The sequence below is a fragment of the Klebsiella sp. 1SOBk10mer genome, from assembly GCF_046602535.1.
GTDB lineage: Bacteria > Pseudomonadota > Gammaproteobacteria > Enterobacterales > Enterobacteriaceae > Klebsiella > Klebsiella quasipneumoniae.
The window spans coordinates 87589-111044 of sequence record NZ_JBKIUP010000005.1 but is presented as its reverse complement, the minus strand read 5'-3'; the positions used below and the strand labels follow the sequence as shown (position 1 = coordinate 111044).

At 56.6% G+C, this 23456-nt stretch carries 17 protein-coding genes and 1 pseudogene; 9 read left to right on the top strand and 9 right to left on the bottom strand.

Annotation, left to right across the window (positions count from 1 at the left end):
• Positions 1 to 52: 52 nt before the first annotated feature.
• From aceE to ACLH1I_RS14925, 4 genes are all read left to right on the top strand, one after another.
• Positions 53 to 2716, top strand: coding sequence for a pyruvate dehydrogenase (acetyl-transferring), homodimeric type (gene aceE / locus ACLH1I_RS14940; RefSeq protein ID WP_198079803.1), 2664 nt, complete (start codon positions 53 to 55; stop codon positions 2714 to 2716).
• A gap of 14 nt (positions 2717 to 2730) precedes the next feature.
• Positions 2731 to 4629 (top strand): pyruvate dehydrogenase complex dihydrolipoyllysine-residue acetyltransferase, encoded by a 1899-nt coding sequence (gene aceF, locus ACLH1I_RS14935; protein WP_053810760.1) that lies wholly within the window; start codon positions 2731 to 2733, stop codon positions 4627 to 4629.
• 206 nt (positions 4630 to 4835) lie between these two features.
• Positions 4836 to 6260, top strand: coding sequence for a dihydrolipoyl dehydrogenase (gene lpdA / locus ACLH1I_RS14930; RefSeq protein WP_002888731.1), 1425 nt, complete (start codon positions 4836 to 4838; stop codon positions 6258 to 6260).
• Between the two features lie 164 nt (positions 6261 to 6424).
• Positions 6425 to 6709: a hypothetical protein gene (locus ACLH1I_RS14925; RefSeq protein WP_004204367.1), complete on the top strand. Its 285-nt coding sequence runs from the start codon at positions 6425 to 6427 to the stop codon at positions 6707 to 6709.
• 44 nt (positions 6710 to 6753) lie between these two features.
• Here ACLH1I_RS14925 and ACLH1I_RS14920 read toward each other — a convergent pair whose 3' ends face one another.
• Positions 6754 to 7560 carry a DUF2950 family protein gene (locus ACLH1I_RS14920; RefSeq protein ID WP_151629151.1) on the bottom strand — a complete coding sequence of 269 codons (807 nt, stop codon included), beginning with the start codon at positions 7558 to 7560 and terminating at the stop codon, positions 6754 to 6756.
• Between the two features lie 11 nt (positions 7561 to 7571).
• Positions 7572 to 9206: pseudogene (locus tag ACLH1I_RS14915) on the bottom strand (DUF3300 domain-containing protein).
• Positions 9207 to 9637: 431 nt separating this feature from the next.
• Here ACLH1I_RS14915 and acnB point away from each other — a divergent pair.
• Positions 9638 to 12235 (top strand): bifunctional aconitate hydratase 2/2-methylisocitrate dehydratase, encoded by a 2598-nt coding sequence (acnB, locus tag ACLH1I_RS14910; RefSeq protein ID WP_151629155.1) that lies wholly within the window; start codon positions 9638 to 9640, stop codon positions 12233 to 12235.
• A 187-nt stretch (positions 12236 to 12422) separates the two neighbouring features.
• Positions 12423 to 12785: a protein YacL gene (yacL, locus tag ACLH1I_RS14905; RefSeq protein ID WP_004204373.1), complete on the top strand. Its 363-nt coding sequence runs from the start codon at positions 12423 to 12425 to the stop codon at positions 12783 to 12785.
• Positions 12786 to 12941: 156 nt separating this feature from the next.
• Here the strand turns inward: yacL and speD are convergent, their stop codons facing one another.
• The 5 genes from speD to ACLH1I_RS14880 form a co-directional block, all read right to left on the bottom strand.
• A complete protein-coding gene (speD, locus tag ACLH1I_RS14900; RefSeq protein ID WP_004204375.1) occupies positions 12942 to 13736 on the bottom strand; it encodes an adenosylmethionine decarboxylase in 795 nt (264 codons plus the stop codon).
• Between the two features lie 24 nt (positions 13737 to 13760).
• On the bottom strand, positions 13761 to 14621 hold the full coding sequence (speE, locus tag ACLH1I_RS14895) for a polyamine aminopropyltransferase (RefSeq protein WP_004204376.1): 861 nt from the start codon (positions 14619 to 14621) through the stop codon (positions 13761 to 13763).
• A 147-nt stretch (positions 14622 to 14768) separates the two neighbouring features.
• Positions 14769 to 16106, bottom strand: a complete 1338-nt coding sequence (locus tag ACLH1I_RS14890; protein WP_374405364.1) for an FKBP-type peptidyl-prolyl cis-trans isomerase N-terminal domain-containing protein — start codon at positions 16104 to 16106, stop codon at positions 14769 to 14771.
• 674 nt (positions 16107 to 16780) lie between these two features.
• Entirely contained in the window at positions 16781 to 17191 is a 411-nt protein-coding gene (locus ACLH1I_RS14885; RefSeq protein WP_004204380.1) for a hypothetical protein, read from the bottom strand.
• 245 nt (positions 17192 to 17436) lie between these two features.
• Complete coding sequence (locus tag ACLH1I_RS14880; RefSeq protein ID WP_004204381.1) at positions 17437 to 17784, bottom strand: YacC family pilotin-like protein; 348 nt, start codon at positions 17782 to 17784, stop codon at positions 17437 to 17439.
• A gap of 145 nt (positions 17785 to 17929) precedes the next feature.
• On the opposite strand from ACLH1I_RS14880, the gene cueO reads away from it, so the two are divergent.
• Positions 17930 to 19531, top strand: a complete 1602-nt coding sequence (gene cueO / locus ACLH1I_RS14875; RefSeq protein ID WP_151629158.1) for a multicopper oxidase CueO — start codon at positions 17930 to 17932, stop codon at positions 19529 to 19531.
• 75 nt (positions 19532 to 19606) lie between these two features.
• Here the strand turns inward: cueO and ACLH1I_RS14870 are convergent, their stop codons facing one another.
• The gene (locus ACLH1I_RS14870) at positions 19607 to 21997 is read right to left on the bottom strand and encodes a glucose/quinate/shikimate family membrane-bound PQQ-dependent dehydrogenase (RefSeq protein ID WP_198079805.1); all 2391 of its coding nucleotides are present in this window, start codon (positions 21995 to 21997) and stop codon (positions 19607 to 19609) included.
• A 79-nt stretch (positions 21998 to 22076) separates the two neighbouring features.
• On the opposite strand from ACLH1I_RS14870, the gene ACLH1I_RS14865 reads away from it, so the two are divergent.
• Positions 22077 to 22196 (top strand): hypothetical protein, encoded by a 120-nt coding sequence (locus tag ACLH1I_RS14865; protein ID WP_032426021.1) that lies wholly within the window; start codon positions 22077 to 22079, stop codon positions 22194 to 22196.
• 4 nt (positions 22197 to 22200) lie between these two features.
• Positions 22201 to 22737 carry a hypoxanthine phosphoribosyltransferase gene (hpt, locus tag ACLH1I_RS14860; protein ID WP_004204384.1) on the top strand — a complete coding sequence of 179 codons (537 nt, stop codon included), beginning with the start codon at positions 22201 to 22203 and terminating at the stop codon, positions 22735 to 22737.
• 55 nt (positions 22738 to 22792) lie between these two features.
• Here the strand turns inward: hpt and can are convergent, their stop codons facing one another.
• The gene (gene can / locus ACLH1I_RS14855) at positions 22793 to 23455 is read right to left on the bottom strand and encodes a carbonate dehydratase (protein ID WP_004204385.1); all 663 of its coding nucleotides are present in this window, start codon (positions 23453 to 23455) and stop codon (positions 22793 to 22795) included.
• Between the last annotated feature and the right edge of the window lies 1 nt (position 23456).

Genomic DNA, 23456 nt, shown 5'->3' with positions numbered 1-23456 from the left:
ATGGGACAGGTTCCAGATTAATCAACGATTAGATAGATAAGGAATACCCCCCATGTCAGAACGTTTACCAAATGACGTGGATCCGATCGAAACTCGCGACTGGCTACAGGCGATCGAATCGGTCATCCGTGAAGAAGGTGTTGAGCGCGCTCAGTATCTTATTGATCAACTCCTTTCTGAAGCCCGCAAAGGCGGGGTGAAAGTGGCTGCTGGCGCATCGACCGGCGGTTACGTCAACACTATTGCCGTTGAAGATGAGCCGGAATATCCGGGTAATCTGGATCTGGAACGTCGTATCCGTTCTGCGATCCGCTGGAACGCCATCATGACCGTTCTGCGCGCATCGAAAAAAGATCTCGAACTGGGCGGCCACATGGCTTCTTTCCAGTCTTCCGCAACCTTCTACGAAGTGTGCTTCAACCACTTCTTCCGCGCACGCAATGAGCAGGATGGCGGCGACCTGGTGTACTTCCAGGGTCACATCTCTCCGGGCGTTTATGCGCGTGCGTTCCTGGAAGGTCGGCTGACTGAAGAGCAGATGAACAACTTCCGTCAGGAAGTTCACGGTAAAGGTCTGTCCTCTTATCCGCACCCGAAACTGATGCCGGAATTCTGGCAGTTCCCGACCGTTTCTATGGGCCTGGGCCCAATCGGGGCGATTTATCAGGCTAAATTCCTGAAATATCTGGAACACCGTGGTCTGAAAGACACCTCCAAACAAACCGTTTACGCGTTCCTGGGCGACGGTGAGATGGACGAGCCGGAATCTAAAGGCGCGATCACCATCGCGACCCGTGAGAAGCTCGACAACCTGGTGTTCGTTATCAACTGTAACCTGCAGCGTCTTGACGGTCCGGTCACCGGTAACGGCAAAATCATTAACGAACTGGAAGGCATCTTCGCGGGCGCTGGCTGGAACGTTATCAAGGTTATCTGGGGCGGTCGTTGGGATGAGCTGCTGCGTAAAGACACCAGCGGTAAGCTGATTCAGCTGATGGAAGAAACCGTTGACGGCGATTACCAGACCTTTAAATCCAAAGACGGCGCTTATGTGCGCGAGCACTTCTTCGGTAAATATCCGGAGACCGCTGCGCTGGTTGCCGACTGGACTGACGAGCAGATTTGGGCCCTGAACCGCGGTGGCCACGATCCGAAGAAAGTTTATGCTGCTCTGAAAAAAGCGCAGGAAACCAAAGGCAAAGCGACCGTTATCCTCGCCCATACCATCAAAGGTTACGGCATGGGTGACACTGCTGAAGGTAAGAACATCGCTCACCAGGTTAAGAAAATGAACATGGACGGCGTTCGCTACGTCCGCGATCGTTTCAACGTGCCGGTTGCCGATGCCGATCTGGAAAAACTGCCTTACGTCACCTTCCCGGAAGGTTCCGAAGAGCACACCTATCTGCACGCTCAGCGTCAGAAACTGCACGGCTATCTGCCGAGCCGTCAGCCGAACTTCACTGAGAAGCTGGAGCTGCCGACGCTGGAAGATTTCCGCCCGCTGCTGGAAGAGCAGAATAAAGAGATCTCTACCACTATCGCGTTCGTTCGTGCCCTGAACGTGATGCTGAAGAACAAATCCATCAAAGACCGCCTCGTGCCGATCATCGCCGACGAAGCGCGTACTTTCGGTATGGAAGGTCTGTTCCGTCAGATCGGTATCTACAGCCCGAACGGCCAGCAGTACACCCCGCAGGACCGAGAGCAGGTTGCATACTACAAAGAAGACGAGAAAGGTCAGATCCTGCAGGAAGGGATCAACGAGCTGGGCGCAGGCGCATCCTGGCTGGCTGCGGCGACCTCTTACAGCACCAACAACCTGCCGATGATCCCGTTCTACATCTACTACTCGATGTTCGGGTTCCAGCGTATCGGTGACCTGTGCTGGCAGGCTGGCGACCAGCAGGCTCGCGGCTTCCTGATTGGTGGTACTTCCGGTCGTACGACGCTGAACGGCGAAGGTCTGCAGCACGAAGATGGCCACAGCCATATTCAGTCTCTGACTATCCCGAACTGTATCTCTTACGATCCGTCCTACGCCTACGAAGTGGCGGTCATCATGCATGACGGCCTGGAGCGTATGTACGGTGAGAAACAAGAGAACGTTTACTACTACATCACTACCCTGAACGAAAACTACCACATGCCGGCCATGCCGGAAGGCGCCGAGGAAGGTATCCGCAAAGGTATCTACAAACTCGAAACCATCGAAGGTAGCAAAGGTAAAGTTCAGCTGCTGGGCTCCGGTTCTATCCTGCGTCACGTCCGTGAAGCAGCGCAGATCCTGGCGAAAGACTACGGCGTGGGCTCTGACGTGTACAGCATCACCTCCTTCACCGAACTGGCGCGTGATGGCCAGGATTGCGAACGCTGGAACATGCTGCACCCGCTGGAAACCCCGCGCGTGCCGTACATCGCTCAGGTGATGAACGACGCTCCGGCAGTGGCATCCACTGACTATATGAAACTGTTCGCCGAGCAGGTTCGTACCTACGTACCGGCTGACGATTACCGCGTACTGGGTACCGATGGCTTCGGTCGTTCCGACAGCCGTGAAAACCTGCGTCACCACTTCGAAGTCGATGCTTCCTATGTGGTCGTTGCAGCGCTGGGCGAACTGGCTAAACGTGGTGAAATCGATAAGAAAGTGGTTGCGGACGCAATTACCAAATTCAACATCGATGCAGAAAAAGTTAACCCGCGTCTGGCGTAAGAGGTAAAAGAATAATGGCTATCGAAATCAAAGTACCGGACATCGGGGCTGATGAAGTTGAAATCACCGAGATTCTGGTCAAAGTGGGCGACAAAGTTGAAGCTGAACAGTCGCTGATCACCGTAGAAGGCGATAAAGCCTCTATGGAAGTCCCGTCTCCGCAGGCTGGCGTCGTGAAAGAGATTAAAGTCTCCGTCGGCGACAAAACCGAGACTGGCAAACTGATTATGATTTTCGATTCCGCCGAGGGTGCAGCAGCCGCTGCACCTGCGCAGGAAGAGAAGAAAGAAGCCGCTCCGGCCGCCGCTGCTCCAGCAGCTGCCGCGGCAGCGAAAGAAGTGAACGTGCCGGACATCGGCGGTGACGAAGTTGAAGTCACTGAAATTCTGGTGAAAGTGGGCGATACCGTTGCGGCTGAGCAGTCTCTGATCACCGTCGAAGGCGATAAAGCCTCGATGGAAGTGCCGGCGCCGTTCGCGGGTACCGTGAAAGAGATCAAGATCAACACCGGCGATAAAGTGTCCACCGGCTCCCTGATCATGATCTTCGAAGTGGCGGGCGCTGCGCCTGCTGCCGCACCTGCTCAGGCTGCTGCTCCGGCGGCGGCTGCTCCAGCTGCGGCTGGCGGTGCGAAAGACGTTAACGTACCGGACATCGGCGGCGACGAAGTTGAAGTGACCGAAGTGATGGTAAAAGTCGGCGATAAAGTGGCTGCTGAGCAGTCCCTGATCACCGTCGAAGGCGACAAAGCATCTATGGAAGTGCCGGCGCCGTTCGCGGGCACCGTCAAAGAGATCAAAATCAGCACCGGCGATAAAGTCAAAACCGGCTCCCTGATCATGGTCTTTGAAGTGGAAGGCGCTGCGCCTGCCGCCGCACCGGCTCAGGCCGCTGCTCCGGCACCGGCTGCAGCTCCGGCTCAGGCCGCTAAGCCTGCCGCGGCACCGGCTGCGAAAGCGGAAGGTAAAACCGAATTCGCTGAAAACGATGCTTACGTCCACGCCACTCCGCTGATTCGCCGCCTGGCGCGCGAGTTCGGCGTTAACCTGGCGAAAGTGAAAGGCACCGGCCGTAAAGGTCGTATCCTGCGCGAAGACGTTCAGGCTTACGTGAAAGACGCTGTTAAGCGTGCTGAATCCGCACCGGCGGCTGCCGCTGGCGGCGGTATCCCGGGCATGCTGCCATGGCCGAAGGTTGACTTCAGCAAGTTCGGCGAAATCGAAGAAGTGGAGCTGGGCCGTATCCAGAAAATTTCTGGTGCCAACCTGAGCCGTAACTGGGTCATGATCCCGCACGTTACGCACTTCGATAAAACCGATATCACCGATCTGGAAGCGTTCCGTAAGCAGCAGAACGCAGAAGCTGAGAAGCGTAAACTGGACGTGAAATTCACCCCGGTTGTCTTCATCATGAAAGCCGTGGCCGCTGCGCTTGAGCAGATGCCGCGCTTCAACAGCTCGCTCTCCGAAGATGGTCAGCGTCTGACGCTGAAGAAATACATCAACATCGGTGTGGCGGTGGATACCCCGAACGGTCTGGTGGTTCCGGTCTTTAAAGACGTGAACAAGAAGAGCATCACCGAGCTGTCTCGTGAACTGACCACCATCTCGAAGAAAGCGCGCGATGGCAAACTGACGGCGGGCGAAATGCAGGGCGGTTGCTTCACCATCTCCAGCATCGGCGGCCTGGGTACCACCCACTTCGCGCCGATTGTTAATGCGCCGGAAGTGGCCATCCTCGGCGTGTCTAAGTCCGCGATGGAGCCGGTATGGAATGGTAAAGAGTTCGTGCCGCGTCTGATGCTGCCGATCTCTCTGTCCTTCGACCACCGCGTCATCGACGGTGCTGATGGTGCCCGCTTCATTACCATCATCAACAACACCCTGAGCGACATTCGCCGCCTGGTGATGTAATTGAAAAAGCCGGCCTGACGGCCGGCTTTTTTCTGATAACCTCAGGCTGTTTGGGATTATCAGCAACAAAGGACAAAATCGTTTGCCGTTTGTTGTTTAAAAATTGTTAACAATTTTGTAAAATACACGCGGATAGAACGTCCCGGTGGACTTGGGCGTAAAAATAATAGCGTCAGACCCGCCGGATATAAATTACAGAGGTCATGATGAGTACTGAAATCAAAACTCAGGTCGTGGTACTTGGGGCAGGTCCTGCAGGCTACTCTGCAGCCTTCCGTTGCGCTGATTTAGGTCTGGAAACCGTCATCGTAGAACGTTACAGCACCCTCGGTGGGGTGTGCCTGAACGTGGGTTGTATCCCTTCTAAAGCGCTGCTGCACGTGGCAAAAGTTATCGAAGAAGCGAAAGCGCTGGCCGAACACGGCATCGTTTTCGGCGAACCGAAAACTGACATTGACAAGATCCGCACCTGGAAAGAAAAAGTCATCACTCAGCTGACCGGTGGTCTGGCTGGCATGGCCAAAGGGCGTAAAGTGAAGGTGGTTAACGGTCTGGGTAAATTCACCGGCGCTAACACCCTGGAAGTGGAAGGCGAAAACGGCAAAACCGTGATCAACTTCGACAACGCCATCATCGCGGCGGGCTCCCGTCCGATTCAACTGCCATTTATTCCGCATGAAGATCCGCGCGTATGGGACTCCACCGACGCCCTGGAGCTGAAATCTGTGCCGAAACGCATGCTGGTCATGGGCGGCGGTATCATCGGTCTGGAAATGGGTACCGTATACCATGCGCTGGGTTCAGAGATCGACGTGGTTGAAATGTTCGACCAGGTCATCCCGGCTGCCGATAAAGATGTGGTGAAAGTCTTCACCAAACGCATCAGCAAGAAATTCAACCTGATGCTGGAAACCAAAGTGACTGCCGTTGAAGCAAAAGAAGACGGTATTTATGTTTCCATGGAAGGCAAAAAAGCGCCGGCGGAAGCACAGCGTTACGACGCCGTGCTGGTGGCTATCGGCCGCGTACCGAACGGTAAAAACCTCGACGCAGGCAAAGCGGGCGTGGAAGTTGACGATCGTGGCTTCATCCGCGTTGACAAACAAATGCGCACCAACGTGCCGCACATCTTTGCTATCGGCGATATCGTCGGTCAGCCGATGCTGGCGCACAAAGGCGTCCACGAAGGTCACGTTGCCGCAGAAGTTATCTCCGGCCTGAAGCACTACTTCGATCCGAAAGTGATCCCATCGATCGCCTACACCGAGCCAGAAGTGGCATGGGTGGGTCTGACCGAGAAAGAAGCGAAAGAGAAAGGCATCAGCTACGAAACCGCCACCTTCCCGTGGGCTGCTTCCGGCCGTGCTATCGCTTCCGACTGCGCAGACGGCATGACCAAACTGATCTTCGACAAAGAGACCCACCGTGTTATCGGTGGCGCGATTGTCGGCACCAACGGCGGCGAGCTGCTGGGTGAGATCGGCCTGGCTATCGAGATGGGCTGTGACGCTGAAGACATCGCGCTGACTATCCACGCTCACCCGACTCTGCACGAGTCTGTTGGCCTGGCGGCAGAAGTATTCGAAGGCAGCATCACCGACCTGCCGAACGCCAAAGCGAAGAAAAAGTAACTTTTTCTTTCAGGCAAAAAGCATAAGCGGCTCCCGGAGCCGCTTTTTTTATGCCTGATGTTTAGAACTATGTCGCTATTCATAAACCGCTACACCTCATACATACTTTGTAAATAGTCACTCTGTAAACTTATAGGTAGTTAACGATATCAATGAGGTGTGTGATGAAACGCTTTTTAACCACAGCGCTGGTCGCAGCAGCGTGCTTATCCGGTGTCGCCTGCGCGGCTGACGCCACGATTCCGTGGGCGGATAACAGCGGTGGTACGGAAACGACCCATATTGCGGCGATGGGCCAGGATCTGAATGCTCAGCATCAGCAAGTGACCAAGACCAGTGAAGGAGTATGGGCGGCGAATTCCGGCAGCATCAGCGCTGACGAATCGGCATTGTCCAGTACGAAACCAGCCTTTGCCGGCGATCCGTCGCTGATGCCCCACCAGGGCTAAGTGAATGAAAACGCCCGGTTGCGTATACGTAACCGGGCGTTTTTTTATGGATTGACCACCTGCCAGCCGGCGTCAGCGTCGGGGGCAAAGCGCGTTATCGCCTGGGCCTTTGCCGCGCTCTCTTCACCGAGATTGGCCTGATAAACCGTATCGTGCTGATCGATCATAAAGCTCATCACGCCGGTTTCCCCCCACGCCACAGGCCACGCCAGCAAGGCGACGCTCTGCTCAACTCTACCGGTGATAATGCGGAAGCGGTAGCCATGGTAGCCGCTGCCGGGAACCGTCGGGCTAAAGGCTGGCCCAAGCGGACTTGGCGCTTCGCCCGGCGAGGTGGGCCAGTACAGACCATCTTTTTTGCCTTCGCTACTGATGATTTTCTGCGCCCAGCGGTGGTTCAGTTGATAGTAATCCTGCTGGGCGTCAACGTAGGCATGCATGGCGGCTATCGCCGACAGTTCATTACGGCCGATAGCGCGGGTGAGGATCTCTTCTTCGCCAGCGGCCATATCAAAGCGCCAGCCCTGGGATGCTTTGACGATGGGGACTGGCAGCCGCCATGCTTCGCTACCGACGTCGAGCCAGGCTTTTTCACCCTGCTGCACAATCACATGTTTCACCTGCCAGTCGCGCTGGAAGCGGTCGACGGCAGTGGGGTCGATCCCGTCGGGGGGTAAAAAATGCTGCCAGTTATGGCCAAGCACTTCACTCAGCGCCGCATCATTTTGCTGGCCGATCGCCTCGGCCAGCGCGTTTGCGGCCTGCTCGGGGGTGGCATACTGCTGCTGGGCGAAGGCGGCAAGCGGCGACAGCATTAACGTGAACAGGGCAATTGATAATGGGTTTCTCATTCTGCTCATCCTCAGCGGCGGCGTAGTTCATTGTGTTCAGAAAGACGCTCTCTGGCGCCGTCGCGCTGCTCGCGGTTTACGCTGGAAAACTGACGACTCTGCCGTCCCCGTTCTTGCTGCGCTTGCCAGGAGGGGGCGCGGCTCTCGTTGCCGCTAAGGGCGCTGGCGCGCAGATGACTGACCGTCTGCTGACGCTGGGCTGGCGTGGCGGACTGGAGCTGCTGCCGGCGCTGTTGCTGCTGCGGTGTAGTATTCTGCTCGCGGCTCTTAATGGTTTCCCTACGCTGCTGTTGCTGCGGCGTCGGGTTTTTCAACTGCGCTTTCGCCGCGTCTCGACGCTGCTGGGTCGATGTCGGCTCGCTGTCGTAACCGCGGTAGTTGCTGCGCTGGGTGGCTTGTTTCAACTGCGCCGAGGCCGCCTGACGCTGGGCATCGCGCGAGGCGGTGTTTGCCGCCAGGTTGCCCGCCGTGGCGGTCGGCGCGCTGCGCTGCTGAAGCTGGGTCATCGCCGCCTGGCGCTGCGCCTCACGATCGACCGGCGCATGCTGGGTCGCGCTCAGTCCGCCGGATACGTTGGTCTGATGAAAGCGCTGGGCGACGGTATTATCGGGGTATGGCACGTGACCGCGATAGGCGGGATTGTGCTGCCAGTTTACGTGGTCGCCCGGCAAGTTTTGTCCGGTAATGCGGTTAAAATTATTCACATTGATATTGATGTTATCGCCATTATGCGAGTAATCCCCGCGGTGGTAGTCGTCATCGTGATGGTGGTAGTCATCATCATCATCCCAGTCGATGCTGCTGAACAGCGCCCAGGTGGTCGCCACGCCCAGGCTGTAACCGAAGCCTTTGACGAAGCTATCGGTAAACTGCTCCCCGGGAGGGGGCGGCAGATAGACCGGAGGATATGCGCTGTTCGGCCAGGTACCATAGACGGTGGAGGGGTTGTAGTTGGGAACATAGACCACCTGCGGATCGGTCGGTTCTATTTTTATGACCTGGGTTGGCGCAGGCGCCGCCGCGGTAGTGCTTGACGTTGATACGGTGCTGCTTTTCGAAGTGGTGGCCGGCACAGGCGCCGCTGCGGCGACAATCACTTTTTGCTGCGGCGTAGATTTCAGCGTCCCTGTCTCCTGGGCGATGGCACGCAGGCGTTGCACCGAGTCCATCACATCATGCGGCTGGGCCAAAAACGCATTACCCAGATTTTCCACCCAGGGCGGATTCTCGCCCATCATCGCCAGCAGGGCAGGGAAAGCGACAAGCGATTTGACGCTGGGATCTCATGGCTGGCTGGCAACTGCCTGAACGGCGGGATCCCCTTTCATGGTGGGGTTATCCTGGGACCACTGCACCGCCTGCATGACGTTGTCCGGGTAGGTGGAAGCCATCAGCACCTGCGACAGCAGACTGTCCGGGTAGAGCGCGATGGGGGCAACCCACTGGTCAATCTGCGCCTGGGTGTAGGTGGCGGCCACCGGCTCCGCGGCGGCGGGTGCGGCTGGCGTTGGCGCTGGCGCAGGCTGCGCCGTTGGCTGAGTGACCGTCTCTGGAGTACGGCTTTGCACATAGAGTGTTCCCGCCGCCGCGAGTAAGCCAGCGCTACAGAGCAGGGTGATAATATGGGGTTTGAACGGCAGTGACATAGAAGCTCCTGACCCAAAAAGTAACCCATCTCGCTAAAGTATCGGCGAAAACGGCGCGTTTGCTGAGTATAAGTAAGCGGTATGGCTTTTTATTGATGATTGTTGGGATCGGCCCATGGCGTTGTACGCGGAAAGGAATTTTTGTCGCGGGATTTGAACAGAAAGCCTGCAATATCCTGCCCTTAACGATTCAGCTAAATTTTAATGTTGCTTTTTTGTAAACAGATTAACACCTTTCAAAAATCCTGCTATGCTGCCGACGCGGTATCGGGCATTTACCCTACAAACTGCTGTCTCACAGGAGCGTGAAGAAAATCGCCCAGCCACTAAATCCTTCAAGATGCGTCAAGGCGGCAAACTGCCAATACCGAAGCAGATTGATTGAAGACGTGTAGGCCGCATTATGACAATGAGAAGCGAGGAGAACCGTCGTGCTAGAAGAATACCGTAAGCACGTAGCTGAGCGTGCCGCTATGGGGATTGTTGCCAAACCCTTAGATGCAACCCAAATGGCCGCGCTGGTAGAACTGCTGAAAAACCCGCCTGCGGGCGAAGAAGAATTCCTGTTAGACCTGCTGATTAACCGTGTACCGCCGGGCGTCGACGAAGCCGCCTATGTTAAAGCTGGATTCCTTGCCGCGATCGCCAAAGGCGAAACGACCTCCCCCCTGGTTACCCCTGAAAAAGCCGTTGAACTGCTGGGCACCATGCAGGGTGGTTACAATATCCACCCGCTGATCGATGCCCTGGACGACGCGAAACTGGCGCCGATTGCCGCGAAAGCGCTGTCCCATACTCTGCTGATGTTCGATAACTTCTACGACGTGGAAGAGAAAGCGAAAGCGGGTAACGAGCACGCTAAACAGGTTATGCAATCCTGGGCCGACGCTGAGTGGTTCCTGAACCGCCCGCAGCTGGCAGAAAAAATCACCGTTACCGTTTTCAAGGTGACTGGCGAAACGAACACCGACGACCTGTCTCCGGCGCCGGATGCCTGGTCGCGTCCGGATATCCCGCTGCACGCCCTGGCGATGCTGAAAAACGCCCGCGAAGGCATTGAACCGGATCAGCCGGGCGTGGTTGGCCCGATCAAACAGATCGAAGCACTGCAGCAGAAAGGCTACCCGCTGGCCTACGTTGGCGACGTGGTCGGGACCGGCTCTTCACGTAAATCGGCCACCAACTCGGTGCTGTGGTTTATGGGCGACGATATCCCGAACGTGCCGAACAAGCGCGGCGGCGGCCTGTGCCTGGGCGGCAAAATTGCGCCAATCTTCTTCAACACCATGGAAGATGCGGGCGCGCTGCCTATCGAAGTGGATGTGTCAAACCTGAACATGGGCGACGTCATCGACGTTTACCCGTTCAAAGGCGAAGTGCGTAATCACGAAACCAACGAACTGCTGGCCAGCTTCGAACTGAAAACCGATGTGCTGATCGACGAAGTCCGTGCCGGCGGCCGTATCCCGCTGATCATCGGTCGCGGCCTGACCACCAAAGCGCGTGAAGCGCTGGGTCTGCCGCACAGCGATGTCTTCCGTCAGGCGAAAGACGTGGCGGAAAGCACCCGCGGCTTCTCTCTGGCGCAGAAAATGGTTGGCCGCGCCTGCGGCGTTGCCGGTATCCGCCCGGGCGCCTACTGCGAGCCGAAAATGACCTCCGTCGGTTCTCAGGACACCACCGGTCCAATGACCCGTGATGAACTGAAAGACCTGGCGTGCCTGGGCTTCTCCGCTGACCTGGTGATGCAGTCCTTCTGCCACACTGCGGCCTATCCGAAGCCGGTTGACGTCACCACGCATCATACTCTGCCGGACTTCATTATGAACCGCGGCGGCGTCTCGCTGCGTCCGGGCGATGGCGTGATCCACTCCTGGCTGAACCGCATGCTGCTGCCGGATACCGTGGGCACCGGCGGCGACTCCCACACCCGTTTCCCCATCGGTATCTCCTTCCCGGCGGGCTCTGGTCTGGTGGCCTTCGCCGCCGCGACCGGCGTGATGCCGCTGGATATGCCGGAATCGGTGCTGGTGCGTTTCAAAGGTAAAATGCAGCCGGGGATTACGCTGCGCGACCTGGTCCACGCGATCCCGCTGTACGCCATCAAGCAGGGCCTGCTGACCGTTGAGAAGAAAGGTAAGAAAAACATCTTCTCTGGCCGCATCCTTGAGATTGAAGGTCTGCCGGATCTGAAAGTGGAGCAGGCGTTCGAGCTGACCGATGCCTCCGCTGAACGTTCTGCTGCAGGTTGCACCATCAAGCTGAACAAAGAGCCGATCGTTGAGTATCTGAACTCCAACATCGTCCTGCTGAAGTGGATGATCGCCGAAGGCTACGGCGACCGCCGTACCCTGGAGCGTCGTATCCAGGGCATGGAGAAATGGCTGGCGGATCCGCAGCTGCTGGAAGCCGATGCTGACGCGGAATACGCGGCAGTGATCGACATCGATTTGGCGGATATCAAAGAGCCGATTCTGTGCGCGCCGAACGATCCGGACGATGCCCGCCTGCTGTCTGACGTACAGGGCGAGAAAATCGACGAAGTGTTCATCGGCTCCTGCATGACCAACATCGGCCACTTCCGTGCCGCCGGTAAGCTGCTGGACAGCTACAAAGGCCAGTTGCCGACTCGCCTGTGGGTGGCGCCGCCAACCCGTATGGACGCCGCGCAGCTGACCGAAGAAGGTTACTACAGCGTATTTGGTAAGAGCGGGGCGCGTATCGAAATCCCTGGCTGTTCCCTGTGTATGGGTAACCAGGCGCGCGTCGCCGACGGCGCGACGGTGGTTTCCACCTCTACCCGTAACTTCCCGAACCGTTTAGGTACCGGCGCTAACGTCTATCTGGCCTCTGCCGAGCTGGCAGCGGTGGCTTCTCTGCTTGGTAAACTGCCGACGCCGGAAGAGTACCAGACCTTCGTGGCGCAGGTGGATAAGACAGCGGAAGATACCTATCGCTATCTGAACTTCAACCAGCTGGATCAGTACACTGAAAAAGCTGACGGCGTGATCTTCCAGACCGCGGTGTAAAACCAATCGGTCAGCCTGGCTGACCGTTTGGCTACAAACTCCCCAATGCCCGGTGAACATTGCATCACCGGGCATTTTTATTTCCAAACCTCCTGCCTGTTACGCTTTTTTTCTTTCGGTCTGCTGCGATAATTACTCCATGGGTACAGTGCAGCGGTGACGCATTGCCCTTGCAGAGGAAAAGACGATGGACTACGAATTTCTGCGCGATATTACCGGAGTGGTAAAGGTGCGAATGTCGATGGATCACGAGGCGATTGGCCACTGGTTCAACGAGGAGGTGAAAGACAATCTTGCTCTGCTTGACGAAGTGGAGCAGGCTGCGCGCACCGTGAAAGGCAGTGAACGTTCCTGGCAGCGTGCCGGACATGAATATACGCTGTGGCTGGATGGCGAAGAGGTGATGATCCGCGCCAATCAGCTGGAATTTTCCGGCGACGAAATCGAGGAGGGGATGAGCTACTACGACGAAGAAAGCCTCTCTCTGTGTGGTGTTGAGGATTTCCTGCAGGTGGTTGCCGCCTATCGTGAGTTTATGCAGCAGCGTTGATGACTCGTTTTGCGCCGGGCTGCGGAAAACCGTAGCCCGGCTAAGCGTCGCGTGCGCAGGGCACATCTCCGGGTCGCGACGAGTACCTTTCCCCCGCTTCCCGCCGGCGCAGAACCCAGGCCCGGCGCGCAAAATCGCCGCCGGGCATTTGAGGCATTACACGGCAGGAATATTGCGGCCGTAGTAAATCTCGCGCATCTCTTTCCACAGCAGGTCGGTAATGACCTTGCGCTCTTCAGCGGTCAACTCTTCCGGTCGGGTATGGAACATGTAATGCTTAAGGTCGAACTCCTTAAGCAACATTTTGGTATGGAAGATATTTTCCTGATAAACGTTGACGTCGACCATGTCATACAGCGACTTCATATCGTCAGACATAAAGTTCTGAATTGAGTTGATTTCATGATCGATAAAATGCTTCATCCCATTGATGTCGCGGGTAAAGCCGCGCACGCGGTAGTCAATGGTCACAATGTCCGATTCCAGCTGGTGGATCAGATAGTTCAGCGCTTTGAGCGGTGAAATAACCCCGCAGGTAGAGACTTCGATATCGGCGCGGAAGGTGCACAGGCCGCCTTCCGGGTGGCTCTCCGGATAGGTATGCACGCAGATATGGCTTTTATCGAGATGGGCGACCACGGTTTCAGGCAGCGGGCCGGGGTGTTCGGTCTGGTCGATAAGCCGCGGGTCGACGGGCTCTTCGCTTACCAGAATGGTCACGCTGGCGCCCTGGGGTTCATAATCCTGGCGGGCGATATTCAGGATATTAGCGCCAATAATAGAGCAGGTTTCGCTCAGGATCTCTGTCAGGCGATTGGCATTATAAAGTTCGTCGATATAGGCGATGTAGCCGTCGCGCTCTTCTGCCGTTTTGGCGTAACAGATATCGTAGATACAAAAACTCAGGCTTTTGGTCAGGTTGTTAAAGCCGTGCAGCTTCAATTTTTTCAATTTAGTTCACCCCCTTATTTCGCTTCACGGTGCGGACAGAGCATCATGCAGATATTGTGGTAAGGCGAAGGCCGCCGTATGGATTGCCGGATTGTAGTAACGGCAGGTCAGGTTGGCTTTGTGAAAGCGCGCCTGAATGATTTCGCTGGAAAGATGGCGCAGCGCCTCGTTGTCGCTCGCCCAGGCAAAGGTCATGATCCCGCCGTAATAGGTCGGAATCGCCGCCTGGTAGAAGCTGACGTCGCGAAAATAGTGGCTCAGTTTGCGATGGCTACCGACCGCTTCATCCTGCTGCAGGAAGCAGACGCCGTTCTGCGCAACGAAAATCCCTCCCGGATTCAGGCAGCGTTTGCAGCCTTCATAAAAAGCCGAGGTGAAGAGGCTTTCCCCCGGGCCAATAGGGTCGGTACAGTCCGAAATGATCACATCAAACGTTTGCGTCGTCTGGTTAACAAAATTGACGCCATCATCAATTACCAGCGTAAAGCGCGGATCGTCATAGGCGCCGGCGCTATGGTTGGGCAGGTACTGGCGGCAGAATGAGACCACCCCGGCGTCGATTTCCACCATGGTGATGCTTTCGATGCTGCGATGACGAGAGACTTCGCGCAGCATCGCGCCATCGCCGCCGCCGATGATCAGGACATGCTTGGCGTTGCCGTGAGCCAGCAGCGGCACGTGGGTCATCATTTCGTGATAGATAAACTCATCGCGTTCGGTGGTTTGCACGACGCCATCCAGCGCCATCACCCGGCCAAAGGCGCGGTTGTCAAAGATGATCAGATCCTGATGATCGGTTTTTTCGTGGTACAGCACGTTATCAACGCTAAAGTACTGACCAAAATGGTCATGCAGCGTTTCATGCCACAGTGGATTATCGGCCACGGTGAGGCTCCTCCTTCGTTAACATCTGTTACACCCGTAAAACGAGTGCAACATCATAGACAACTATAGATGAGGATGCACGGCGGTTATTGCAGCAATGCGGCAGGAATAACAGCACCGCCCGGAGAGGGCGGTGGGGAGACAGGGCTATTTTGCCGGCGCGGGTTGGCTATCCACTATCCGCACGGAATAGACCATGGTGGCGCCTGGGGGGATCTTCGGTGGCAACCCTTTACTGCCATAGGCTTTGTCGGGCGGGACGACCAGCGTCACGGAGCCGTGGTTCTGCAGGCGCTTCAGCGGGCCGCGAAATACCGGGGGATAGGCATCCAGTTTCTGGGTAAGCGCCTGATCTTTCGTCTCCATATCATTGATCACCGTTCCGTCCGTCAGCATCTCTTTGATCACCACGGTCACCAGATCGTTGCCGCTAATTTTTCCTTTACCCGGGTAATCGATACGGCTGTAGACGCCCTCTTTGAAGACCACACCTTTTTTGCGCGCAAACGCCTGCTGGTATTTCTGACCGGCGCTGATGTTTTTCTGCTCGATTTTATTCAGGTTCTGGAAAACCTGCTGTGAAATGTCAAACAGCGCTTTGTTACGCTCCTGTTCGCCGAGGCGAAGCTGGCCGCTGAAAGCATCTTCGATGCCCTGCAGCACCAGGCCAGCGTCGACGTTAACCCCCTGAGTGCGACGAGTCGTGAGGACATTAAGCGCCTCTGTACCCATCGAGGCGCCGATGGCGTAAGCCTGCTGTTCACCTGGCGCGCTGAGTTTGGCGGCGGTTTTGCCGGTGGTATTTCTCGGCGGGACCGTCAGCTGCGTCCGCAGCAGCTGGATTTCATCCTCTTTCATCCGCAGCTGGGCGTTATCTTTGTCCGCCTGCAGGCGATAGGCCGCCACTATGGCCGCCATCTCGGGGGGCTCATCTTTTGCCGCCACGGCGGCATCGGCGCGGCTCGATGGCGCTTTTTCCGCCGCGGCGAGCCGGTTAACCAGCGACTGCTTATCGGCATTAAGGGCTTTGACCTGATCAAGAGCGGTCTGCTGCGTCTTCTCTGCCGCGGCGAGCCGGTTAGCCAGCGACTGCTTATCGGCGTTAAGGGTTTTAACCTGGTCGAGGGTGGTCTGCTGCGTCTTCTCTGCCGCGGCGAGCCGGTTTGTCAGCGACTGCTTATCGGCGTTAAGGGCTTTAACCTGGTCGAGGGCGGTCTGCTGCGTCTTCTCTGCCGCGGCGAGCCGGTTAGCCAGCGACTGCTTATCGGCGTTAAGGGCTTTGACCTGGTCGAGGGCGGTCTGCTGCGTCTTCTCTGCCGCGGCGAGTCGGTTTGTCAGCGACTGCTTATCGGCGTTAAGGGCTTTGACTTGCTCGAGGGCGGTCTGCTGCGTCTTCTCTGCCGCGGCGAGCCGGTTTGTCAGCGACTGCTTATCGGCGTTAAGGGCTTTGACCTGGTCGAGAGCGGTCTGCTTCTCTTTTTCCATCACGGCCAGCCGGGTGGTTAACGACTGCTTGTCGGCGGCGAGGGCTTTTGCGTGGTCAGGAGCGGCCTGCTGCGCTTTTTCCATCGCGGCCAACCGGGTAGCGAGCGTCTGTTTATCCGTATTCAGAGCGGTGAGGATGGCGCTGAGCCGTTTATTTTCAGCTTCGGCTTGCTGAAGCTGTGACGTTAATTGTTGGATCTGCTGCAGCGCGGCGGCCTGACTTTGCTGCAGAATAGAATTCTGGGCTGTGCTTTCTTTTTTTATTAACGCCTCATTTTTCGCGGTGGCGGCGGTTAAGGCGACCTGTAATTCTTTTATTTTGTTATTTAATGCCGCTTGCTCATTCGCGATGGAGGTTTCGGTGGCCGGAGTGTTAGCAAGCTGTTTTTTTAATTGCTGAATAGTTTTATCTTTTTGCTCAATGGTCGCCTGCTGGCTGGCGATTCTTTTTTGCAATTGTGCGGTATTAGGCGTCTTTTTTTTATTATCCGCATTTTGACGACCGCCTGACGTTTGCTTTGCGGTTGCAGTATCGCTTTTTTCATGCGCCTGGGTTTGCTGCTGGGCGTAGTCAAGAAACGCCGGCGCGGCGCCGGCGAAGAACGGTGTTGAAAGCGCCAGCGCCGCGACGAGCATCAGCAGGGGCGCGTTGAGGGTCAGCGTGGCGGCTCTGTTCATGGCTGTTTGCTTTCACCCCGCTGTACCAGGCTATCGATCAGCGTTTTCTGGATATCGGCGCATAGTTTGATGGATTTAAACTGATACATGGAGTCAATGCCAAGCCGGGTGGGATCCGCCACTTTCTCGCGCACGCTGTTGTATTGTGATGCCGCACGCACTAAGGCATTGAAGTCATTGCTAAGTTTGGTTGCCTGCTGTGGGTTAACCTCTTTTAGCGAGTCCAGCGCCTGTCGGCAGGATTCAATACGCGCTTGTTCGCTAGCCGCGCGCTCCTGTTCTGCCTGCTGCTGTGACGTTAGCGGAGTGGTGAGCGGTTTTACCTGCTGGCGAGAGGCGGTATTGCTACAGCCGGCTAATAACATAGCGGCGAGTGGAATAATACGAAGAGTCAGCGAGATATTCACAATTTCAGTCCATGAAGTAGATATATTTTCAACGGATTCTAAAAGGCTGTTTTTTATTTTGCAATATATCATTAGGGATATTTTATTGTTTTTTTCTGGAAAGGCTGTTAGTGCGGGTTTAATTTATTTATTGGATTTATGTATTGCGATATATATAAGGTTTATTTTATATAAAATAATAATGGTAAATATTAGAGGCGGGTGAGGAGGGGAAAAGCGCGGCGCGTTGCCGCCCGCGCGGGAAATTATTTGACGTAAGCCAGCAGGCTAAGTGAATCGCGGGCCAGCGCTTTACATTTTTTCGCCGTCGGAAGGTTAATGCCGCTGAGATCGCGATAGCTGTCTTCGCCAAGCGCTTTCATGTTGTAGCTGTCGTAGTTGCTCAGGTCCCATTGGTTCTGCTGGGCAAAGAACACCAGGGCGCGACGGATCTGCGTGTTGGGCAGGTTCTGGTAGCCACAGTCGTTTTTCAGAAACACAAAAACCGCGGTTAAATCAGCCATGTCTTCCGCTTCGGATTCGCTGAGCGCGTAGCTGTTGGCGGAGAGAGTAAGCAGGCTGCCGAGTACCATTGTTCTGAAAAGCGTCTTCATTTTTTCTACCGTTAGATCACCGACGCTTCAAATTAGCATACTTCTTTACACAGCGCCGATCTTTATTCTCACTCTTCTGCTTGACCTTCCCGTTACGGTAGGGTTTAAGCTCAAATATTCGCCCGCAGAATAAAAGGATGTGAATATGCAACGTCGAGACTTCCTCAAACTGACCGCCGCGGTCAGCATGGCCAGCGCGTTACCGCTTTGGAGCCGTGCGGTCTTTGCAGCCAGTCGCCCGGCCCTGCCGGTACCGTCGCTGTTGACGGCCGATGCGCGCAACCGTATCGAGCTGACCATCCAGGCGGGCAAAACGCAATTTGGCGGGATGAACGCCACCACATGGGGGTATAACGGCTCGCTGCTGGGGCCCGCGCTGCAGCTGACGCAGGGGAAGACCATCACGGTGGACATTACTAACCAGCTGGCAGAAGAGACCACGCTGCACTGGCATGGTCTGGAGGTCCCGGGCGAGGTCGACGGGGGACCGCAGGGGGTTATCGCCCCGGGCTCCACTCGGACGGTGAGCTTCTCGCCAACGCAACGGGCGGCCACCTGCTGGTTTCACCCCCATCAGCACGGGACCACCGGTCGGCAGGTGGCGATGGGGCTGGCGGGGCTGGTGCTGATCGAGGATGAAGAGAGCGGACGCCTGCTGTTGCCGAAGCAGTGGGGAATCGATGATGTACCGGTTATCGTACAGGACAAGAAGTTTACCGCCGCTGGCGAAATTGATTATCAGCTGGATGTCATGAGCGCCGCCGTCGGCTGGTTTGGCGATACGCTGTTGACCAATGGCGCTCTCTATCCTGAACATGCCGCCCCGCGCGGCTGGCTACGTCTGCGCTTGCTGAACGGCTGTAATGCCCGTTCCCTCAATTTTGCGACCAGTGATAAGCGCCCGCTGTACGTGGTGGCCAGCGACGGCGGTCTGCTGGCGGAGCCGGTGAAGGTCAATGAACTGCCGGTCTTGATGGGGGAGCGTTTTGAGGTGCTGGTGGACACCAGCGACGGTAAACCTTTTGATCTGGTGACCCTGCCGGTGAGCCAGATGGGCATGGCCATTGCGCCTTTCGATAAACCACAGCCGGTACTGCGCGTCCAGCCGCTGGTTATTCCTGCCTCCGGTAAGCTGCTGGATACCCTGGCCGCTCTGCCGGCGCTACCGTCCCTGACGGGGCTGACGCAGCGTCAGCTCCAGCTGTCGATGGATCCGATGCTTGACAGGATGGGCATGCAGGCGCTGATGGAGAAATATGGCGATCAGGCGATGGCCGGAATGGATCACGGCATGATGGGGCACGGCGGGATGGGCGACATGGGGAGTATGCACCACGGCGACATGAGCAACATGAACCACAGGTCCGGCATGAATCATGGTATGTCGTCGGCTAAGGGGTTTGATTTCCATAACGCCAACCGCATCAACGGCAAAGCCTTCGACATGAATGTGCCGATGTTTGCCGCCGCCAGAGGAGAGTATGAACGCTGGGTCATCTCCGGCAAGGGCGACATGATGCTGCATCCGTTCCACATTCACGGCACCCAGTTCCGCATCCTTAGCGAAAACGGCAAGCCGCCAGCGGCGCATCGTAGCGGCTGGAAAGACACCGTTCGTGTGGAAGGGGACGTGAGTGAAGTATTAGTGAAGTTTGATCATCCGGCGCCGAAGGAGTTTGCCTATATGGCCCACTGCCACCTGCTGGAACATGAAGACACCGGGATGATGTTGGGGTTCACGGTTTAGGGCGGTATAGCCCTGGCGCGTGGAAATAGGGGATCAAGACAAAAAAAACGGCAACTTTCGTTGCCGTTTTGCGTTTTATTTCGCCTCATCCGGGAGCGCATAGGCGACGATATAATCGCCCATTTTTGTGCCGAACGAGCCGTGACCGCCGGCAGAGATGACAACATACTGTTTGCCATTCACTTCGTAAGTCATCGGAGTCGCCTGGCCGCCGGCTGGCAGACGGGCTTCCCACAGTTTCTCACCATTGCTCATATTGTACGCGCGCAGGTAGTTATCCGCGGTCGCGCCGATGAACAGGACGTTACCCGCCGTGGAGATTGGCCCACCCAGCATCGGCATACCCATGGTGAACGGCAGTTTAACCGGCATCGGGAACGGCAGGCTATCCTGCGGAGTACCGATACGTTTTTTCCATACCACTTCGTTGGTTTTTAGATCCAGCGCGGAGATATAGCCCCATGCCGGCTGTTTGCACGGCAGGCCGAACGGCGACAGGAACGGGTTCAGGGTGACGCCGTAAGGGACACCGTACTGCGGCTGCACGCCGGACTCGGTGCCTGAGCCTTTCGCATCTTTCGGCGGTTCCATTGGGTTGCCCGGGCCGCGTGGGATCAGTTTAGAGACGAACGGCAGCGCCATTGGGTTGGCGATAGCCACCTGACGGTTCGGATCGACGGAGATGCCGCCCCATTCAAACATCCCCAGGTTACCCGGGAAGACAAGGGTGCCCTGCTCAGACGGCGGGGTAAAGATACCTTCATAGCGCATCTGGTGGAAAATCACGCGGCACACCAGCTGGTCGAACATGGTGGCGCCCCACATGTCCGCGCCGGTCAGATCTTTCTTCGGACGGAAGCTCAGATCGGAGAAGGGCTGAGTTTTGGCCACATAATCGCCTTTGGCGGCGCCCTGCGGGACCGGTTTTTCCGGAGCCGGGACCACCAGCTCGCCGTTACGACGATCCAGCACGAAGATGTTGCCGGTTTTCGCCGGAGCATAGATGACCGGCACGGTTTTGCCATTGACTTCAATGTCAGCCAGCGTCGGCTGAGAAGGCATGTCCATATCCCACAGGTCGTGGTGGACGGTCTGGTAGCTCCAGGCCAGTTTACCGGTGGTGGCGTTCAGCGCGACAATCGAGCTGGCATAGCGCTCTTGCTCCGGCGTGCGGTTGCCGCCCCAGATATCCGGAGTGGTCACGCCCATCGGCAGATAGACCAGATCCAGTTTGGCGTCGTAGGCGGCAGGCGCCCAGGAGTTCGGTGAGTTGAGCGTGAAGTGATGCTCATCGCTTGGGATGGCGTTCGGATCTTTCGCGCCTGGATCGAAGGCCCACAGCAGTTTCCCGGTATTCACATCAAAACCGCGGATCACGCCTGACGGCTCACGGGTAGAGAAGTTATCGGTGACTGCGCCGGCAATCACGATGGTCTTATCGGTGATAATCGGCGGGGAAGTGGGTTCATACATGCCCGGCGTGGTCACTGGCATGTTGGTCTGCAGGTTGAGAATACCTTTGTTGGCAAAGGTTTCGCACAGCTTACCGTTGTCGGCGTTTACTGCGAACAGGCGACCATCGTTCACCGGCAGGATAATGCGGCGCGGACAGTCGGCCACGACGTCAGCAGGGGCGTTATCCGCTTTCGCTTCGTGATACGAGACACCGCGGCAGGTGACGTGCTGGAATGACGGGTCGGCGTTCAGCTGCGGGTCAAAATGCCATTTCTCTTTACCGGTGGAGGCGTCAAGCGCGAACAGGCGCTGATGGGCGGTACACAGGAAGAGCGTGTCGCCGACTTTAATCGGTGTCACTTCGTTAGTGATTTCACCCGGATCGTTCGGCTGTTTCAGGTCGCCGGTGCGGAACACCCAGGCTTCCTTCAGGTTCTTCACGTTGTCGGCGTTAATCTGCTTCAGCGGGGAGAAGCGCTGACCTTCCTGGTTGCGGCCATAGGCCGGCCAGTCGCCGTCGGCAACGGTGGAGATCGGCGCGGCCGGGGTGGCGTCGGCGCTCAGGGTGCCGTTGATCTCCTGCGGGTCGTTAAAACCAGCCCAGGTCAGCATGCCGCCGCTGATCAGCAGGGCGACGACCAGCGCGCCTACGGCGCCAGCGGAAGGCACCGGCAGACGACGCCAGACAAAAGGCAGGATCAGCCAGATACCAAAGAAGACGAGGATGTCGCTACGTGGCGTCAGCGCCCAGAAGTCGAAGCCGACTTCCCAGACGCCCCAGATCATGGTCGCCAGCAGCAGCGCGGCGTACAGCCACAGCGCAGCGCGCTTGCCGCGCAGCAGCATCACGGTCACGCCCAGCATCACCAGACCGGCGATGGGGTAGTACCAGGAGCCGCCAAGCACGACCAGCCATGCTCCGCCGATTAAAAGATAGAGGCCGCAGAACGCTGCAAATAGCGCAGTCAGCGTCACCAGGAGCCTTGATTGTTGAGACTTTGTTTCAGCCATAGAAAGTTACTCATGTGTTTGTTAATTTTTTAACTGCAATTAATTATAGGATTTAACAAGTGTGATCGGAATCACAAATATGGCTTTATTAATCCCTGCACCGCAGATTTCTTTTTGCTGGTATACTGGATGGCTTGCCGGTCATCGTCGGGGCGAAAGCAGCGGCTTTGATGATTTATATTTAGAATCAAATGGTTAGTCTTATGAAACATACTGTAGAAGTGATGATCCCGGAATCCGAGATCAAAGCGCGCATCGCGGAACTGGGTCGTCAAATCAACGAACATTATCAGGACAGCGGCAGCGAAATGGTGCTGGTGGGGCTGCTGCGCGGCTCGTTTATGTTCATGGCCGACCTGTGCCGTGAAGTGCAGGTGCCGCATGAAGTCGATTTTATGACCGCCTCGAGCTACGGCAGCGGCATGTCCACCACCCGTGATGTGAAAATCCTCAAAGATCTGGACGAAGACATCCGTGGTAAAGACGTACTGATCGTGGAAGACATCATCGACTCCGGCAATACCCTGTCTAAAGTGCGTGAGATCCTCAGCCTGCGCGAGCCGAAGTCGCTGGCCATTTGTACGCTGCTGGATAAACCAAGCCGCCGTGAAGTGAATGTCCCGGTTGAGTTCGTCGGTTTCGCCATTCCGGACGAGTTCGTGGTGGGCTACGGTATCGACTACGCTCAGCGCTACCGCCATCTGCCGTATATCGGCAAAGTCACCCTGCTGGACGAGTAAGGGGATATTCCACTCAGGCGCGCGCCGCTCGCGCCTGAGTGGCTAAGTCTGAAGGCTATTTGTGGTTGATGTGCTTGATCTTGAGGTTGGAGATCCCGTGGCGATAGCGCTGTTCGAGGGTTTCCCGGCTCACGGCGGTCACATCCAGATCGCGCAGCAGTCCGTCGTGAATGCCGTATGCCCAGCCGTGGATGGTGACTTTCTGTCCGCGCTTCCACGCCGATTGCATAATCGTCGAATGTCCCAGGTTGTATACCTGCTCCATCACGTTCAGTTCACAAAGAGTATCCAGACGGCGCTCCTCCGGCATTTCTCCCAGCAGCGAGCTGTGTTTAAACCAGATATCGCGGATATGCAGCAGCCAGTTGTCGATGAGCCCCAGCTCTGGGTTCTCCACCGCCGCCTGCACGCCGCCGCAGCCGTAGTGGCCGCAGATAATGATGTGCTCAACTTCAAGGACATCGACGGCATACTGCACCACCGACAGGCAATTGAGGTCGGTGTGGATCACCAGATTCGCCACGTTACGATGCACAAACAGTTCGCCTGGCTCCAGGCCGGTGAGTCGCTCAGCGGGAACGCGGCTGTCAGAACAGCCAATCCACAGGAAGCGCGGTTTCTGCGTTTGCGACAGTTTCTCAAAAAAGCCGGGGTCCTCTTCCACCAGCATTTTTGACCATAGTGCATTGTTGCTGATGAGTGTATCTATATCATTCATG

What these genes read in the sequence shown, in the direction of transcription:
- aceE (WP_198079803.1), top strand. Translation starts at nt 53, where the DNA reads ATGTCAGAACGTTTACCAAATGACGTGGATCCGATCGAAACTCGCGAC.
- aceF (WP_053810760.1), top strand. Translation starts at nt 2,731, where the DNA reads ATGGCTATCGAAATCAAAGTACCGGACATCGGGGCTGATGAAGTTGAA.
- lpdA (WP_002888731.1), top strand. Translation starts at nt 4,836, where the DNA reads ATGAGTACTGAAATCAAAACTCAGGTCGTGGTACTTGGGGCAGGTCCT.
- ACLH1I_RS14925 (WP_004204367.1), top strand. Translation starts at nt 6,425, where the DNA reads ATGAAACGCTTTTTAACCACAGCGCTGGTCGCAGCAGCGTGCTTATCC.
- ACLH1I_RS14920 (WP_151629151.1), bottom strand. Translation starts at nt 7,560, where the DNA reads ATGAGAAACCCATTATCAATTGCCCTGTTCACGTTAATGCTGTCGCCG.
- yacL (WP_004204373.1), top strand. Translation starts at nt 12,423, where the DNA reads ATGGACTACGAATTTCTGCGCGATATTACCGGAGTGGTAAAGGTGCGA.
- ACLH1I_RS14890 (WP_374405364.1), bottom strand. Translation starts at nt 16,106, where the DNA reads ATGGAAAAAGAGAAGCAGACCGCTCTCGACCAGGTCAAAGCCCTTAAC.
- ACLH1I_RS14880 (WP_004204381.1), bottom strand. Translation starts at nt 17,784, where the DNA reads ATGAAGACGCTTTTCAGAACAATGGTACTCGGCAGCCTGCTTACTCTC.
- cueO (WP_151629158.1), top strand. Translation starts at nt 17,930, where the DNA reads ATGCAACGTCGAGACTTCCTCAAACTGACCGCCGCGGTCAGCATGGCC.
- ACLH1I_RS14870 (WP_198079805.1), bottom strand. Translation starts at nt 21,997, where the DNA reads ATGGCTGAAACAAAGTCTCAACAATCAAGGCTCCTGGTGACGCTGACT.
- ACLH1I_RS14865 (WP_032426021.1), top strand. Translation starts at nt 22,077, where the DNA reads ATGGCTTTATTAATCCCTGCACCGCAGATTTCTTTTTGCTGGTATACT.
- hpt (WP_004204384.1), top strand. Translation starts at nt 22,201, where the DNA reads ATGAAACATACTGTAGAAGTGATGATCCCGGAATCCGAGATCAAAGCG.
- can (WP_004204385.1), bottom strand. Translation starts at nt 23,455, where the DNA reads ATGAATGATATAGATACACTCATCAGCAACAATGCACTATGGTCAAAA.